Source organism: Sphingomonas phyllosphaerae (assembly GCF_036946485.1).
Taxonomy (GTDB): Bacteria; Pseudomonadota; Alphaproteobacteria; order Sphingomonadales; family Sphingomonadaceae; genus Sphingomonas; species Sphingomonas phyllosphaerae_E.
Genome location: NZ_JAQIJA010000005.1, coordinates 272,562 through 289,261, shown reverse-complemented (window position 1 = coordinate 289,261; position 16,700 = coordinate 272,562). Strand labels below are relative to the sequence as shown.

Sequence of the window (16,700 nt, the reverse complement as noted above, 5' to 3'; positions counted from 1 at the left end):
CACCTGCGAGAGAGGCGAGAGAGACATAGTGGTCGATCTGTCGCAATACCTACCGATCCTCCTGTTCCTGGGGGTGGCGCTCGCCCTGTCGAGCGCGTTCGTGTTCCTGCCGATGGCGGTCGCCAAGCTGACCGGCGCGGCCAAACCCACGCCCGAAAAGCTCGCCGAATATGAATGCGGCTTCCCCGCGTTCGAGGACAGCCGCTCGCAGTTCGACGTGCGCTTTTATCTGGTCGCCATCCTGTTCATCATCTTCGATCTCGAGGCGGCGTTCCTATATCCTTGGGCAGTCAGCGTTTTTTCGCTCGGCTGGACCGCATGGATCTCGATGATGATCTTTATCGCCGAACTCGCTCTCGGCCTTGTCTACGCGTGGAAGAAGGGAGCGCTGGAGTGGGAGTAGAAGCACACTCCGGGCCGATCGGGCTCGTCAACAATCCCGAGCCGGGTCAGGGCGTGATCGCGCCCGACCAGGGCTTTTTCGATGGTCTGAACGGCGAGTTGAACGACAAGGGCTTCCTCGTCACGTCGACCGAAGAGCTGTTCCAGTGGGCGCGCACCGGCTCGCTGTGGTGGATGACGTTCGGGCTTGCGTGCTGCGCGGTCGAGATGATCCACGTCAACATGCCGCGCTACGACATGGAGCGGTTCGGCGCCGCGCCGCGTGCGTCGCCGCGCCAGTCGGACGTGATGATCGTCGCGGGCACGCTCTGCAACAAGATGGCGCCGGCGCTCCGCAAGGTTTATGACCAGATGTCGGAGCCGAAATACGTCATTTCGATGGGCTCGTGCGCCAATGGCGGCGGCTATTATCATTATAGCTACAGCGTCGTGCGCGGCTGCGATCGTGTGGTGCCGGTCGACATCTACGTCCCCGGCTGCCCGCCGACCGCCGAGGCGTTGCTGTACGGCGTGATGCAGTTGCAGCGGAAGATCCGTCGTGCCGGGAGCGTCGAACGGTGAGGGCGCCGGCTCCTGCCTTTGCGGCGCAGCTCAACGAGGCGACGATCGACGCGGCGCGTGCCGCGATCGGTGGCGCGTTGCTCGACGCGGTCGAGATCGCGGGCGAGGTGCAGCTGCACGTCACGCGCGACGGTCTGGTCGCGGCGCTGACCGCGCTGCGCGACACGCCCGGGCTCGAATATCAGCAGCTGATGGAGATCGCGGGCGTCGACTATCCGGAGCGCGCGGAGCGCTTCGAGATCGTCTATTGCCTGTTGTCGCTGACGCGCAACCACCGGCTGCACGTCCATGTCGGCGCGACCGAGGATACGCCGGTGCCGTCGGTGACCGACATCTGGCCGGTCGCTGGCTGGTTGGAGCGCGAAGTGTACGACATGTACGGCGTGCTGTTCTCGGGCAATCGCGACCTGCGCCGCATCCTGACCGATTACGGCTTCCGCGGGCATCCGTTCCGCAAGGACTTCCCGCTGACCGGCTTCGTCGAGCTACGCTATTCGGAAGAGCAGAAGCGCGTCGTCTATGAGCCGGTGAAGCTGGCGCAGGACTTCCGCACCTTCGACTTCACCAGCCCGTGGGAAGGCGCGGAGTACGTGCTGCCGGGTGACGAGAAGGCGAAGCTGCCCGAGGCGAAGGGCGCGCCGACCCCGGCGACCGCGACCGAGGTCCAGAAGGCGGGCGCCGTCGAGACGCCGAAGCAGGATGCGCCGGCACCGAGCCAGCCTTATGCCAAGAAGGATACGACCAGCACCGCCGAGACCGGCGCGGGCCGTTCCGAAAGCGATGCCGAGCCGAAGCCGGCCGACCCCGATGTCGTGCCGTCGAAGGGCGGAGGGCAGAACCAATGACCGACACCTACGTCCAGAAGGAGCAGGCGGTCGATCGCGAGGTCGATCCCGCGATCGAGAAGATCCTGCACGCCACCGACGCTTCGCACCCGACCGAGGGCGACGTGGCGATCCAGAATTACACGATCAACTTCGGCCCGCAGCATCCCGCGGCGCACGGCGTGCTGCGGCTCGTCATGGAGCTGAACGGCGAGATCATCGAGCGGATCGATCCGCACGTCGGGCTGCTGCATCGCGGCACCGAGAAGCTGATCGAATACAAGACCTATGCGCAGGCGATCCCGTATTTCGATCGCCTCGATTATTGCTCGCCGGCGTGCATGGAGCACACGTTCGTGCTCGCGATCGAGAAGCTGCTCGATCTCGAGGTGCCGATCCGCGCGCAATATCTGCGCGTGTTCTTCGCCGAACTGACGCGCATCTCGAACCACATGCTTAACCTCGGGTCGCACGTCATGGACGTCGGCGCGATGACGCCGAACCTGTGGCTGTTCGAGATTCGCGAGGATTGCTACGGCTTCCTCGAGCGCGCGACCGGCGCGCGGATGCACCACAATTACTTCCGCCCCGGCGGGGTGCACCAGGACGTGCCGCTGAAGCTGTTGACCGACATCGCCGACTGGCTCGACACGCGGCTGCCGCGTTTGTTCGAGGACGCGATCAGCCTCGTCGCCGACAACCGCATCTTCAAGCAGCGCAACGTCGATATCGCGACGGTCAGCCGCGAGGACGCGATCAAATGGGGCTTCTCCGGCCCGATGATCCGCGCCGCGGGCATCCCGTGGGATCTGCGCAAGTCGCAGCCGTATGACGTCTACGCGAAGATGGACTTCGACGTGCCGGTCGGCACGCGCGGCGATTGCTACGACCGCTTCATGGTGCGCGTGGAGGAGGTCCGCCAGTCGGCGCGGATCATGAAGCAGTGCCTCGCCGAGATGCCGGAAGGGCCGATCGCGTCGCTCGACCGCAAGGTGGTGCCGCCGAAGCGCGCCGAGATGAAGCGCTCGATGGAAGCGCTGATCCACCACTTCAAACTGTACACCGAGGGCTATCACGTTCCGGCAGGCGAAGTGTATGTCGCGACCGAGAGCCCGAAGGGCGAGTTCGGCGTGTATCTGGTCAGCGACGGCAGCAACAAGCCGTATCGCTGCAAGATCCGCCCGACCGCTTTCTCGCACCTGCAGGCGATGGACTTCATGAGCCGCGGGCACATGCTGGCGGACACCACCGCCATCCTGGGTGCGATGGACATCGTGTTCGGCGAGTGCGACCGGTGAGCGTCGATCGCGTCGCCATCGCGCGCGAGATGATCGCGCATTATAACGCGCAGGACGCCGACGCCTATGTGGCGTTGATGGCCGACGACGCGTGCGAGGCGACGTATCGCGGCGCCGTGCTCCGCGACGGGCGTGAAGGGGTGCGTTCGGGGCTTAAGGCGATGTTCGCGCAATATCCCGAGAACCGCGCCGAGATCATTGCGGCGCAGGAATTTGGCGAGACGGTGCTGCTGCACGAGAAGGTCGCGCGCGCGGCCGATGGTGAGAAGTTCGAAGTGATGTCGATCTATTCTTTCGAGGGCGACAAAGTGTCGCGCGTGGAGTTCATCCGCTGATGGCCGACGCTCCCATCATCCCCGACGAGGCCGAGGTCCGCGCGCGCTGGGGCGCGTTCCAGTGGAACGAAGACAGCAAGGCGAAGCGCGACGCGATCCTGTCACGCTACCCGGCCGGACGCGAGCAATCGGCGTCGATCCCGCTGCTCGATCTGGCGCAGCGTCAGGTCGGGGCGGAAACGCAGACGCAAGGGTGGCTGCCTGTTCCGGTGATCGAGTTCGTCGCGCGTGAGATCGGCGTGCCGTATATGCGCGTGTACGAGGTCGCGACCTTCTACACGATGTTCAACCTCGCGCCGGTCGGCCGCTTCCACGTGCAGGTGTGCGGAACGACGCCGTGCATGTTGCGCGGGTCGGACGACGTGCTGGCGGCGTGCAAGAACAAGGGCCTCATCAAGGGCAAGACCACGCCCGATGGCCTGTTCACGCTGACCGAGGTCGAGTGCATGGGCAATTGCTCGTCGGCGCCGATGGTGCAGATCAACGACGACAATTACGAAGACCTCGACTATGACCGCACGATCGCGATCCTCCAGACGCTGGCGAACGGCGGATCGCCCAAGCCGGGCACGCAGGAGCCGGGACGCCACACGGTCGAGCCGAAGGGCGGGCCGACCTCGCTGACCGCGATGGTGACCGAGAACCACGATTATCGCGACGAATGGAACGTCGCGACGCAGGGAGCGGACGCATGAGCCTGCTCGACAAGGACCGCATCTTCACCAACCTCTACGGCTATCAGTCGTGGCGGCTGGACGCGGCGATGGCGCGCGGCGACTGGGACAATACCAAGGCGCTGCTGGCGCTTGGCCAGGACAAGATCATCGACACCATCAAGGCGTCGGGCCTGCGCGGGCGCGGTGGGGCGGGGTTCCCGACCGGCACCAAATGGTCGTTCATGCCCAAGGAGCCGAAGCCGGATCGTCCGAACTTCCTCGTCATCAATGCCGATGAGTCCGAGCCGGGCTCGTGCAAGGATCGCGAGATCATCCGCCACGATCCGCACAAGCTGATCGAGGGCGCGCTGGTTGCGGGCTTCGCGATGCGCGCGCGCGCGGCGTACATCTACATTCGCGGCGAATATATCCGCGAGGCCGAGGTGTTGTTCGCGGCGGTCGCCGAGGCGTATGACAAGGGCCTCGTCGGGAAGAACGCGTGCGGGTCGGGCTATGACTTCGACGTCTTCGTCCACCGCGGCGCGGGCGCGTACATCTGCGGCGAAGAGACCGCGATGCTCGAAAGCCTTGAGGGCAAGAAGGGCCAGCCGCGGCTCAAGCCGCCGTTCCCGGCCGGCGCGGGGCTGTATGGCTGCCCGACGACGGTCAACAACGTCGAGTCGATCGCGGTCGCGCCGACGATCCTGCGGCGTGGTGCGGCGTGGTTCTCCAGCTTCGGCGCGGAGAACAACCGCGGCACCAAGCTCTTCCAGATCTCGGGCCATGTGAACACGCCGTGCGTGGTCGAGGAAGCGATGAGCATCCCGTTCCGTGAACTGATCGAGAAGCATTGCGGCGGGATCCGTGGCGGCTGGGACAATCTGCTCGCGGTGATCCCGGGTGGGTCGTCGGTGCCGCTGGTGCCCGCAAGGGACATCATCGACGCGCCGATGGACTTCGACGGCCTGAAGGCGGTCGGTTCCGGGCTCGGCACTGCGGCGGTGATCGTCATGGACAAGTCGACCGACGTGGTGCGGGCGATCGCGCGGCTGTCGTACTTCTACAAGCACGAGAGCTGCGGCCAGTGCACGCCGTGTCGCGAGGGCACCGGCTGGATGTGGCGCGTGATGGAGCGGCTGCGCACCGGTGACGCCGAGATCGGCGAGATCGACATGCTCCAGCAGGTGACGAAGCAGGTCGAGGGCCATTCGATCTGCGCGCTGGGTGACGCGGCGGCGTGGCCGATCCAGGGCCTGATCCGCCACTTCCGCCCCGAGCTGGAACGCCGCATCAACGAGCGTGGCGGCAACGTCGCCCCGATGCAGGAAGCTGCTGAATAATGCCCAAGGTCAAAGTCGACGGAGTCGAGATCGAGGTGCCGCAGGGCGCCACCGTGCTGCAGGCGTGCGAGCTGGCCGGCAAGGAGATCCCGCGCTTCTGCTACCACGAACGGCTGTCGATCGCCGGCAATTGCCGGATGTGTCTGGTCGAGGTGAAGCCGGGACCGCCCAAGCCGCAGGCGAGCTGCGCGCTGCCGGCCGCGGAGAACCAGGAGATCTTCACCAACACGCCGATGGTGAAGCATGCCCGCGAGGGCATCATGGAATTCCTGCTCATCAACCATCCGCTCGATTGCCCTATCTGCGATCAGGGCGGCGAGTGCGACCTGCAGGACCAGTCGATCGCCTATGGCCGCGGCCATTCGCGGTTCGACGAGAACAAGCGCGCGGTGACCGAGAAGTATATGGGGCCGATCGTCAAGACGGTCATGACCCGCTGCATCCAGTGCACGCGCTGCATCCGCTTCGCCGAGGAAGTCGCGGGCGTCGAGGAGATCGGCGCGATCTATCGCGGCGAGAACATGCAGATCACCTCCTATCTGGAGGAAGCGGTCACGTCCGAACTGTCGGGCAACGTGGTCGACCTCTGCCCGGTCGGCGCGCTGACCAGCAAGCCCTATGCGTTCGAGGCGCGGCCGTGGGAGCTGCGCAAGACGCTGACGATCGACGTCATGGACGCGGTCGGCACCAACATCCGCCTCGACAGCCGCGGCCGGCAGGTGCTGCGCGCGGTTCCGCGCGTCAATGACGACGTCAACGAGGAATGGGCGAGCGACAAGACCCGCCACGCGGTCGACGGGCTGGTCCGCAAGCGGCTCGACCGACCCTATGTGCGGCGTGACGGCAAGCTGCACGCGGTGACGTGGGATGAGGCGTTCGCGGCGATCGCCGCCGTCGATCACGGCGGCGCGGTTGCGGCGGTCGCGGGCGATCTGGTCGATTGCGAGACGATGTTCGCCGCCAAGGCGTTGCTCAAGGGGCTCGGCTCGTCGCTGCTCGAAGGGCGGCAGACCGGGATGGACTATGACACGTCCAGCCTCGCCGCGGTGAACTTCAACACCACGATCGCGGGCACCGAAGAGGCCGACGCGATCCTGCTGGTCGGGACCAACCTGCGCTGGGAAGCGCCGCTGGTGAACACGCGAATCCGCAAGGCGATCAAGAAGGGCGCGAAGGTCTTCGCGGTCGGCCCGGAAACCGAGCTGACCTACAAGGTCGACTGGCTCGGCGCCGATCTGTCGGTGCTCGGCAAGCTGCCGGAGCGCGTGACCGAGGCGTTCGGCAAGGCCGCTAAGCCGATGGTGATCGTCGGTGGCGCTGCGCTGAAGGGCGCGCATGGCGCGGCGCTCGGGCTGGTCGAGACGCTGGGGCTCGTCAAGGACGCCGCCTCGACAGGCTCGGGACAGGGCTGGAACGGCTTCAACGTCGTTCACATGGCGGCGTCGCGGATGGGCGGGCTGATGCTCGGCTATGCGCAAACGGCCGGTATTTCCGCGCTGTACGACGCGAAGCTGACCTTCTTCCTCGGTGCCGACGAGTGCGATCATGCGCGCTTCACCGGCTTCAAGGTCTATGTCGGCCACCATGGCGACCGCGGCGCGCATCATGCCGACGTGATCCTGCCGGGTGCGAGCTACGCCGAAAAGTCGGGGACGTTCGTCAACCTTGAGGGTCGCGTCCAGCGCGGCGAGCGCGCGGTGTTCCCGCCGGGTGATGCCCGCGAGGACTGGACGATCTTCCGCGCGTTGAGCGAGCGGCTTGGGCAGACATTGCCGTTCGACACGCTCGACGAGCTGCGCGCGGCGATGGCGCTCGACTGTCCGGAGCTGGCGACGCTGGGGCTCAAGACCTTCGCGTGGAGCGCGCCGGCGCTCGGCACCACCGCCGAGGGCGTGCTCGACGGCTATCCGATCAAGGACTTCTATCTCACCAACGCCATTTGCCGGGCGTCGCCGACGATGCAGCGCTGCTCGGCCGAACTGGTGCATGGCGAGAGCTTCGCGGAGGCGGCGGAGTGACCGACTTCTTCAATCATACGATCGGCCTTCCTTATGGCTGGGCGTGGTTCCTCGCGACGATCGTCGGGATTCTGGCGATCGCGCTGCCGCTGATGCTGTCGGTGGCGATGATCATCTATGCCGATCGCAAGATCTGGGCGGCGATGGCGTTGCGGCGCGGGCCGAACGTCGTCGGCCCGTTCGGGCTGCTGCAGTCGTTCGCGGACGGGCTGAAGGTGTTCCTTCAGGAGACGATCGTCCCGTCGGCGGCGAACCGCGGGCTGTTCCTGCTCGCGCCGATCATCACCTTCACGGTCGCGCTGATCGTCTGGGCGGTGGTGCCGTTCCAGCCTGGCGTGGTGCTCGCGAACATCAACGTGGGATTGCTCTACGTGCTCGCGGCGTCGTCGCTGGGCGTGTACGGGATCATCCTCGCCGGCTGGTCGTCGAACTCCAAATATCCGTTCTTCTCGGCGATCCGCGCCGCGGCGCAGATGGTCAGCTATGAAGTCGCGATCGGCTTCGTGCTGATCTCGGTGGTGATGTGGGCGGGGTCGTTCAACCTGACGACGATCGTCGAGGCGCAGAAGGGGCTGTACGGCTTCATCAACGGCTTCGGGTTCAACCCCTTGCTGTTCCCGATGAGCGTCGTGTTCCTGATCTCGTCGCTGGCCGAGACGCAGCGCGCGCCGTTCGACCTGACCGAGGCGGAGAGCGAGCTGGTCGCCGGCTATCAGACCGAATATTCGTCGATGGCGTTCGCGCTCTACTGGCTGGGCGAATATGCGAACGTGCTGTTGATGTGCACGCTCAACGCGACCCTGTTCTGGGGCGGCTATCTGCCGCCGTTCGACTGGGCGCCGCTGTACATCGTGCCGGGGATCATCTGGCTGTTCGCCAAAATCCTGTTCTTCTTCTTCGTCTTCTCGTGGATCAAGGCGACGGTGCCGCGCTACCGGTACGACCAGCTGATGCGGCTGGGCTGGAAGGTGTTCCTGCCGCTGTCGCTGTTCTGGGTGTTCCTGGTGTCGGGCGTGCTGATGTTCATGCGCGTGGGAGTGTAAGATGGGTATCGCGCAGACGATCAAGGCGTTCACGCTCTACGAGTTCGTGAAGGCGCATGCGCTGACGCTGAAGTATTTCTTCAAGCCGAAGGCGACGATCAACTATCCGTACGAAAAGAACCCGCTGAGCCCGCGCTTTCGCGGCGAACATGCGCTGCGCCGCTATCCCAACGGCGAAGAGCGCTGCATCGCGTGCAAGCTGTGCGAGGCGGTGTGCCCGGCGCAGGCGATCACGATCGAGGCCGAGCCGCGCGACGACGGCAGCCGCCGCACGACCCGCTACGACATCGACATGACCAAGTGCATCTATTGCGGCCTGTGTCAGGAAGCATGCCCGGTCGATGCGATCGTCGAGGGGCCGAACCTCGACTTTTCGACCGAGACGCGCGAGGAGCTGATCTACGACAAGGCCAAGCTGCTCGACAACGGCGACCGGTGGGAACGCGCGATCGCCGCGAACCTTGCCGCCGACGCGCCGTACCGGTAGGCGCTCGCGTGACATCAGGGGTCGAGATGATTTTGACGGTTTCATTCAGCGCGCGCCGCGGGCGTGCGGATGCGGGGAAGGCGCTATGATCCAGGCCATCGCCTTCTATCTGTTCGCGTTCGTGGTGCTGGTGTCCGGCGCGATGACGATTTCGTCGCGCAACCCGGTTCATTCGGTGCTGTGGCTGATCCTCGCATTCTTCAACGCCGCCGGGCTGATGGTGCTCGTCGGCGCCGAGTTCATCGCGATGCTGCTCGTCATCGTCTATGTCGGCGCGGTCGCGGTGCTGTTCCTGTTCGTGGTCATGATGCTCGACATCGACTTCGCCGAGCTGCGCGCCGGGTTCGTCCGCTATTTCGGGATCGGGCTGGTGCTCGCGGTGGCGCTGGTCGCCGAGATCCTGATCGGCGTCGGCGCATGGAGCGCGGGCGGAATCGACCTTGCGCGGCGCGCGGCGCCGACCGATCATGTCGTCCCGAACATCGTTCAGATCGGCAACCTGCTCTACACGCGCTACCTCTTCATCTTCGAGGGCGCGGGGCTGGTGCTGCTGGTCGCGATGATCGGCGCGATCGTGCTGACCCACCGCGAGCGGTCTGGATCGCGTTACCAGAATATCGCGCGGCAGAACGCGCGCCGTCCGCAGGATGCGACACGCAACGTGCGGCCGGAAATCGGGCAGGGGGTGCAGCTGTGAACGCGGCCATGTCGGGGGGCGTCGGCCTCGTCCACTATCTCGTCGTCGCGGCGATCCTGTTCACGATGGGCGTGCTGGGGATCTTCCTCAATCGCAAGAACATCATCGTCATCCTGATGGCGATCGAGCTGATCCTGCTGGCGGTGAACATCAACCTCGTCGCCTTCTCGGCGGCGCTGCAGGACCTCGTCGGACAGGTATTCGCGATGTTCGTGCTGACTGTCGCCGCCGGTGAGGCGGCGATCGGGCTGGCCATTCTCGTCATCTTCTTCCGCGGCCGCGGCTCGATCTCGGTCGACGATCCCAGCCGGATGAAGGGGTAAATTCCGGTGCATTCGATCCTCTTCATCGTCTTCGTGCCGCTCGTCGCGGCGATCGTCGCCGGGTTCGCGAACAAGTCGTTCGGCGCGACCCTGCCCAAGGCGATCACGACCGGCGGGCTGTTCCTGTCGTGCGCGCTGTCGTGGCCGGTGTTCATCGGCTTCCTGATGGGCAGCAGCGAGGCGTCGGTGACGCCGGTGCTGCACTTCATGACCTCGGGCACGTTCGACGTGTCGTGGGCGCTGCGCGTCGATGCGCTGACCGCGGTGATGCTGGTGGTGATCACCAGCGTTTCGGCGCTCGTCCACCTCTATAGCTGGGGCTATATGAGCGAAGACCCGGACCAGCCGCGCTTCTTCGCCTATCTGTCGCTGTTCACCTTCGCGATGCTGATGCTGGTGACCGCCGACAATTTGATCCAGATGTTCTTCGGCTGGGAAGGCGTTGGCCTCGCCAGCTATCTGCTGATCGGTTTCTGGTTCCGCAAGCCGAGCGCCAATGCCGCGGCGATCAAGGCGTTCGTCGTCAATCGCGTCGGCGATCTCGGCTTCATGCTCGGGATCTTCGGCACCTACCTCGTCTTCAACACCGTCTCGATCCCGGCGATCCTCGCCGCGGCACCGTCGATGGCGGGGTCGACGATCGGCTTTCTGTGGTTCCGCGCCGACACGATGACGGTGCTGTGCCTGCTGCTGTTCGTCGGCGCGATGGGCAAGTCGGCGCAGCTCGGGCTGCACACCTGGCTGCCCGACGCGATGGAAGGCCCGACCCCGGTGTCGGCGCTGATCCACGCGGCGACGATGGTGACCGCGGGCGTGTTCATGGTGTGCCGCCTGTCGCCGATGTTCGAGACCTCGCCGACCGCGATGGGCTTCGTGACCTTCATCGGGGCCGCGACCTGCCCTGTTCGCGGCGACGATCGGCACGACGCAGACCGACATCAAGCGCGTGATCGCTTATTCGACCTGCTCGCAGCTCGGCTATATGTTCTTCGCGGCGGGCGTCGGCGCCTATGGCGCGGCGATGTTCCACCTGTTCACGCACGCCTTCTTCAAGGCGCTGCTGTTCCTCGGCGCCGGCTCGGTGATCCATGCGATGCACCACGAGCAGGACATGCGCTTCTACGGCGGCCTGCGGAAGGCGATCCCGATCACCTTCTGGGCGATGCTGCTGGGCACGCTCGCGATCACCGGCGTCGGTATCTACGGCATCGGCGGGTTTGCGGGCTATCACTCGAAGGATGCGATCATCGAGGTGGCTTGGGCGGCCGGATCGCCGGTCGCGTCGATGGTCGGCGTGTTCGCGGCGCTGCTGACGAGCTTCTATTCATGGCGGCTGATGTTCCTCACCTTCTGGGGGGAACCGCGCTGGGCGGCGTCGGAGCATATCCAGCACGCGCTTCATGACGCGCACGGTCACGGAGATCACGCGCATGACGATCATGGCGACGCGCATGCGCACGGGCATGACGACGCGCATCATCCCGATCCCGCGGGTGAGGACGCCGGCCATGCACCGCACGTCGAATCGCGCGGGTTCAATGAGATCCGAAGGGCACCGGCGGCTATCATCCGCACGAGAGCCCGATCGTGATGCTGATCCCGCTGATCGTGCTGTCGGTCGGCGCGGTCGCGGCCGGGTTCGTGTTCCATCGCTGGTTCATTGATCCGGAGAGCGCGGGCGAGTTCTGGAAGGGCGCGTTGTTCTTCAACGAGCATCTGATGCACGAAATGCATCAGGTCCCATTGCTGGTGCAGCTGGCGGCGACGATCGTGATGCTGTCGGGGCTGCTGATCGCGTACCTGACCTACATCCGCTCGCCGGATGCGCCCGCGAAGTTCGCGGACACGTTCCAGCCACTGTACCGCTTCCTGCTCAACAAATGGTATTTCGACCAGCTCTACCACTTCCTGTTCGTGCGCCCGGCGTTCGCGATCGGCCGCCTGCTGTGGCACCGTGGCGACGAAGGGACGATCGACCGCTTCGGGCCGAACGGCTCGGCGTGGCTGGTGCAGGTGGGAAGTCGGGCGGCGGTTCGTCTCCAGACCGGATATGTCTATACTTATGCTTTCGTCATGCTGATCGGGCTCACCGCCGCGATCACCTGGGCGATCGCGGGCTGAGCGGGGGAGAAGGAAGATGTCGTTCCCGATCCTCTCGCTGATGCTGGCGGTCCCCGCGGTCGCCGCCATCGCGTGCCTGTTCCTCTCCGCCCCCGCGGCGCGCCTCACCGCGCTGGCCGCGACGCTGATCGACCTCGCGCTGGGCGTGGTGCTGTGGACGTCGTTCGACGTCGGCGGCGCGCAATGGCAGTTCGTCGAATATGCCCCGCTGTTCGGCCGGTTCGGCTGGGCGCTCGGCATCGACGGCTATGCGTTGCTGCTGATCGTGCTGTCGGTGTTCCTGATGCCGATCTGCATCGGCGCCAGCTGGCAGGCGATCGAGAAGCGCGTGCCGGAATATATGGCGGCGTTCCTGTTCACCGAGGTGCTGATGATCGGCACCTTCGCGGCGCAGGACCTGTTCCTGTTCTACATCTTCTTCGAAGCCGGCCTGATCCCGATGTTCCTGATCATCGGCATCTGGGGCGGCGCGAACCGCATTTACGCGTCGTACAAGTTCTTCCTGTACACGCTGCTCGGCTCGCTGCTGATGTTCATCGCGATGCTTTACATGAGCATCACCGCGGGGACGACCAGCATTCCGGCGCTGCTCAACTACGACTTCCCGGCCAGCGTCCAGACGTGGCTGTGGCTGGCGTTCTTCGCGTCGTTCGCGGTGAAGATGCCGATGTGGCCGGTCCACACCTGGCTGCCCGACGCGCACGTGCAGGCGCCGACCGCCGGGTCGGTGATCCTCGCGGGCGTGCTGCTGAAGCTCGGCGGTTACGGCTTCCTGCGCTTCAGCCTGCCGATGTTCCCCGAGGCCTCGGCGAGCCTCGTGTGGCTGGTGTTCGGGCTCAGCGCGGTGGCGGTGATCTACACCAGCCTCGTCGCGCTGGTGCAGTCCGACATGAAGAAGCTGATCGCCTATTCCTCGGTCGCGCACATGGCGATCGTGACGATTGGGTTGTTCGCGTTCAACGCGCAGGGGATCGAGGGCGCGATGATGGTGATGCTGGGCCACGGCCTGGTGTCGGGCGCGCTGTTCCTGTGCGTTGGCGTGATCTATGACCGGCTGCACACGCGTGAGATCAGCCGCTACGGCGGGCTGGCGATCAACATGCCGCGCTATGCGATCCTGTTCCTGCTGTTCACGATGGCGTCGATCGGCCTGCCGGGCACCAGCAACTTCGTCGGCGAATTGCTGAGCCTGATGGGCACCTATCAGGTGTCGACCACGATCGCTTTGCTGTGCACCACCGGGATCATCCTCGGCGCGGCCTATATGCTGTACCTGTACCGTCGCGTCGTCTGGGGCGAGATCAAGTCGGAGGAGGTGCGGCAGATGTCGGACCTGACCCCGCGTGAGCTGTGGCTGCTGGTGCCGATCGCGGCGGCGGTGCTGTGGATGGGCGTCTATCCGGAGAGCTTCCTCGCGCCGATGCGCAAGGATACGCAGATCCTGCTGGCGCGGATCGATCGCGCCAAGCCGGCCGGTGATTCGCTGCCGACGAAAGGCACGGGGATCGTACCCGCCGCACATGCCGAAACTTCTGCGCATGGGAGCGCGCACTGATGGATTACGCCGCCAATCTGGCGATGACGCTGCCCGAGCTAGTGCTCGCGGTCGGAGCGATCGCGTTGATGCTGGTCGCCGCCTGGGGTGGGCCGGCCTCAACCAAAGCGGTGTCATGGGCGTCGGTCGCGGTGCTGGGCGGGGCGTTGATCGCGCTGACTGGCCCGGCGTCGGCCGGCGGTGACGCCTTCTACGGCCTGTACCGCGCGGATGCGTTTGCGGCATTCGCCAAGGTGCTGATCTACGTCGGTGCGGCGGTCGCGATCCTGATGGCGCCCGACTTCTTCCGGCGCACCGCGGGCGCGGACCTGCGCCCGGAATATCCGGTGCTGATCCTGCTGTCGGCGTGCGGCATGGGGATGATGGTGTCGGCGGGCGACCTGCTGACGCTCTATGTCGGGCTCGAGCTGCAGAGCCTCGCCGCCTATGTGCTGGCGAGCTTCATGCGGCAGGATACGCGCTCGGCGGAAGCGGGGCTGAAGTATTTCGTGCTCGGCGCGCTGGCGAGCGGCATCCTGCTCTATGGCATCAGCCTCGTCTACGGCTTCACCGGCTCGACACTGTTCGACGAGATCGCGGGTGCCTATGCCGCCGCGCCGCTGACGGGCAGCGGGCGTTCGCTGGGTCTTCTGTTCGGGCTGGTGTTCGTGTTCGCCGGGCTGGCGTTCAAGATCTCGGCGGTGCCGTTCCACATGTGGACCCCCGACGTCTATGAAGGCGCACCGACCCCGGTGACGGCGTTCTTCGCCTCCGCACCGAAGGTGGCGGCGATCGCGCTGGCGGTGCGCGTCGCGGTCGAGGCGATGGGGCCGGCCGAGGTTCAGTGGCGGCAGATCGTGATCTTCGCGTCGCTCGCCTCAATCTTGCTCGGCGCGGTCGCGGCGATCGGGCAGCAGAACGTCAAGCGCCTGCTCGCCTATTCGTCGATCAACAACGTCGGCTTCGCGCTGATCGGGCTCGCCGCGGGCACGCCGGAAGGCGTCGCGTCGGTGATGACCTATATGACGATCTATCTTGCGATGACGCTGGGCAGCTTCCTGGTCGTGCTTCAGATGCGCGATGCCGACGGGCAGCCGATCGAGACGATTGCGAGCCTCGCCGGCCTGTCGCGGACGCGACCGGGGCTGGCGGCGGCGCTGGCGATCTTCATGTTCTCGCTCGCGGGCATCCCGCCGCTGTTCGGCTTCTACGCCAAGTTCGCGGTCTTCTACGCCGCGGTGCAGGCCGGGTTGTTCCCGCTGGCGGTGATCGGCGTCGTGTTCAGCGTGATCGGTGCTTATTATTACCTGCGCCTCGTCAAGACGATGTACTTCGACGAGCCGGCAGGAACGTTCGGCGCGGGCGACAGGCTCGAAGGCGGGCTGATCGTGGTCGCGGCGGTGTTCGTCTCGCCGCTCGGCTATCTCGCGATCCCGGCGCTGTCGGCCTGGACGCTCGCTGCCGCCAACAGCCTCTTCTGAGGCGGCGGCGCTGCCCGGGATCCTGACGGTACCGGCGACCGGGTCGACCAACGCCGACCTGCTGGCGCTCGCGGGCGACCGCGTGGTCGACGAGGGCACATGGCTGCGCGCCGAGCAGCAGACCGCCGGACGCGGGCGGCAGGGGCGGGTCTGGGACTCGCCCGCCGGCAATCTCTATGCGAGCACGTTGGTCGCGCTCCGCCCTGACGATCCGCCGGCCGCGGGGCTGGCGCTGGTCGCGGCGGTCGCGCTGGAGGAGACGGTGCGTGGCGTGCTGCCCGATGCGCGCGCGTTACAGTTGAAGTGGCCCAACGACCTGTTGCTCGACGGCGCGAAGCTGTCCGGGATCCTGCTCGAACGCGGCGCGGCGCATGTGGTGGTCGGGATCGGGGTCAACGTCGCGCATCATCCGGCGCTGGCCGATCGCGCCACCACCAGCCTGCGCGCAGCCGGGGCGACGGTGGACGCGGCGACGCTGCTGGAACGTCTCGCCGAGCGCTTCGTCTCATGGCTCGGGGTGTGGCGCGCGCAGGGCATTGCACCGGTCGCTGCGCAGTGGAGTGCGCGCGCACACCCGGTCGGCACCGCGCTGAGCGTGCGGCTTCCTGACCAGACCACGCTGGAGGGGCAGTTCCTCGGGCTCGATATGAGCGGCGCGCTGCTGCTCGGCTTGGCGGACGGTACGCGGCATGTCATCCATGCCGGTGACGTGTTCGTGGTCTAGGGAGAGGAAGGCGATGCTGCTCGCGGTCGATGCCGGCAACACCAATATCGTCTTCGCGCTCGTCCAGCCGACGACACGCGAGATCCGCGCGCGCTGGCGGATCGCCACCGACCCGCGCCGCACCGCCGACGAATATGCGGTGTGGCTCAGCCAGTTGCTCCAGCTGGAAGGGTACACGCGCGAGGATGTGACCGCGGTTATCATCTCGACGGTCGTCCCGCGCGCCCTCCACAATCTCGAGGTGCTCGCCAGCAAATATTTCCGCACTGAGGCGCTGATCGCCGGGCGCGCGCCCGTCGAGTGGCAGCTGTCGGTCGACGTCGACGAGCCGCGCAGCCTCGGAGCCGATCGCGCGGTCAACACGATCGCGGCGCACGCGCTCCATGCCGGCGACCTGATCGTGATCGACTTCGGCACTGCGACGACCTTCGACCATTCCGACTTCGACGGCTCCTACAAGGGCGGGATCATCGCGCCGGGGATCAACCTGTCGCTCGACGCGCTGGTGATGGCCGCCGCCAAGCTGCCGCGGATCGCGATCGAGGCGCCCGCCACCGAAAGCGTGATCGGCCGCAACACCGTCGATCAAATGAACATCGGCATCTACTGGGGCTATATCGCGATGATCGAGGGGCTGGTCGCACGCATGAAGCGCGAGATCGCGCGCCCCGTGAAGGTGATCGCCACCGGCGGCCTCGCCACGCTATTCGAACAACATACCAACGCGTTCGACGCGATCGAACCCGACCTGACGATCCAGGGTCTGGCGATCATGTACGCGCGCGCCCATATCGACGCATGACCGCTTTGCCGGCGCGATCGTCCGTCTTTTCCGCCTGCCGCGATGATGCGGACG

The 16,700-nt window shown here is 65.9% G+C and carries 16 protein-coding genes and 1 pseudogene; all 17 read left to right on the top strand.

Going from position 1 to position 16,700, the window contains the following annotated elements; translation table 11 throughout:
* Nucleotides 1-28: 28 nt before the first annotated feature.
* The gene (ndhC, locus tag PGN16_RS09910) at nt 29-403 is read left to right on the top strand and encodes an NADH-quinone oxidoreductase subunit A (protein ID WP_058755455.1); all 375 of its coding nucleotides are present in this window, start codon (nt 29-31) and stop codon (nt 401-403) included.
* Nucleotides 394-963, top strand: a complete 570-nt coding sequence (locus tag PGN16_RS09905) for a NuoB/complex I 20 kDa subunit family protein (protein WP_443019614.1) — start codon at nt 394-396, stop codon at nt 961-963. The genes ndhC and PGN16_RS09905 overlap by 10 nt, the downstream gene beginning before the upstream one ends.
* A complete protein-coding gene (locus tag PGN16_RS09900) occupies nt 960-1,808 on the top strand; it encodes an NADH-quinone oxidoreductase subunit C (protein ID WP_335309236.1) in 849 nt (282 codons plus the stop codon). Before PGN16_RS09905 ends, PGN16_RS09900 begins: the two co-directional genes overlap by 4 nt.
* Nucleotides 1,805-3,085, top strand: a complete 1,281-nt coding sequence (locus PGN16_RS09895) for an NADH-quinone oxidoreductase subunit D (RefSeq protein WP_335309235.1) — start codon at nt 1,805-1,807, stop codon at nt 3,083-3,085. Before PGN16_RS09900 ends, PGN16_RS09895 begins: the two co-directional genes overlap by 4 nt.
* Entirely contained in the window at nt 3,082-3,420 is a 339-nt protein-coding gene (locus tag PGN16_RS09890) for a nuclear transport factor 2 family protein (RefSeq protein ID WP_335309234.1), read from the top strand. The genes PGN16_RS09895 and PGN16_RS09890 overlap by 4 nt, the downstream gene beginning before the upstream one ends.
* Nucleotides 3,420-4,115 carry a complex I 24 kDa subunit family protein gene (locus PGN16_RS09885; protein ID WP_335309233.1) on the top strand — a complete coding sequence of 232 codons (696 nt, stop codon included), beginning with the start codon at nt 3,420-3,422 and terminating at the stop codon, nt 4,113-4,115. Before PGN16_RS09890 ends, PGN16_RS09885 begins: the two co-directional genes overlap by 1 nt.
* Nucleotides 4,112-5,416 (top strand): NADH-quinone oxidoreductase subunit NuoF, encoded by a 1,305-nt coding sequence (nuoF, locus tag PGN16_RS09880; protein WP_335309232.1) that lies wholly within the window; start codon nt 4,112-4,114, stop codon nt 5,414-5,416. The genes PGN16_RS09885 and nuoF overlap by 4 nt, the downstream gene beginning before the upstream one ends.
* Complete coding sequence (nuoG, locus tag PGN16_RS09875; protein ID WP_335309231.1) at nt 5,416-7,434, top strand: NADH-quinone oxidoreductase subunit NuoG; 2,019 nt, start codon at nt 5,416-5,418, stop codon at nt 7,432-7,434. Before nuoF ends, nuoG begins: the two co-directional genes overlap by 1 nt.
* Nucleotides 7,431-8,477 (top strand): NADH-quinone oxidoreductase subunit NuoH, encoded by a 1,047-nt coding sequence (nuoH, locus tag PGN16_RS09870; RefSeq protein WP_335309230.1) that lies wholly within the window; start codon nt 7,431-7,433, stop codon nt 8,475-8,477. The genes nuoG and nuoH overlap by 4 nt, the downstream gene beginning before the upstream one ends.
* 1 nt (nt 8,478) lies before the next feature.
* Complete coding sequence (gene nuoI, locus PGN16_RS09865) at nt 8,479-8,964, top strand: NADH-quinone oxidoreductase subunit NuoI (protein ID WP_184038686.1); 486 nt, start codon at nt 8,479-8,481, stop codon at nt 8,962-8,964.
* 85 nt (nt 8,965-9,049) lie between these two features.
* Nucleotides 9,050-9,661, top strand: coding sequence for an NADH-quinone oxidoreductase subunit J (locus tag PGN16_RS09860; protein WP_335309229.1), 612 nt, complete (start codon nt 9,050-9,052; stop codon nt 9,659-9,661).
* 8 nt (nt 9,662-9,669) lie between these two features.
* Nucleotides 9,670-9,984 (top strand): NADH-quinone oxidoreductase subunit NuoK, encoded by a 315-nt coding sequence (nuoK, locus tag PGN16_RS09855; RefSeq protein ID WP_037489584.1) that lies wholly within the window; start codon nt 9,670-9,672, stop codon nt 9,982-9,984.
* A 6-nt stretch (nt 9,985-9,990) separates the two neighbouring features.
* Nucleotides 9,991-12,105 (top strand): annotated as a pseudogene (gene nuoL, locus PGN16_RS09850) (NADH-quinone oxidoreductase subunit L).
* A 16-nt stretch (nt 12,106-12,121) separates the two neighbouring features.
* Complete coding sequence (locus tag PGN16_RS09845; protein WP_335309228.1) at nt 12,122-13,660, top strand: NADH-quinone oxidoreductase subunit M; 1,539 nt, start codon at nt 12,122-12,124, stop codon at nt 13,658-13,660.
* Nucleotides 13,660-15,120 carry an NADH-quinone oxidoreductase subunit NuoN gene (nuoN, locus tag PGN16_RS09840; protein ID WP_335309227.1) on the top strand — a complete coding sequence of 487 codons (1,461 nt, stop codon included), beginning with the start codon at nt 13,660-13,662 and terminating at the stop codon, nt 15,118-15,120. The genes PGN16_RS09845 and nuoN overlap by 1 nt, the downstream gene beginning before the upstream one ends.
* Entirely contained in the window at nt 15,098-15,844 is a 747-nt protein-coding gene (locus tag PGN16_RS09835; protein ID WP_335310314.1) for a biotin--[acetyl-CoA-carboxylase] ligase, read from the top strand. Before nuoN ends, PGN16_RS09835 begins: the two co-directional genes overlap by 23 nt.
* A gap of 13 nt (nt 15,845-15,857) precedes the next feature.
* A complete protein-coding gene (locus PGN16_RS09830; protein ID WP_335309226.1) occupies nt 15,858-16,646 on the top strand; it encodes a type III pantothenate kinase in 789 nt (262 codons plus the stop codon).
* Nucleotides 16,647-16,700: the final 54 nt, after the last annotated feature.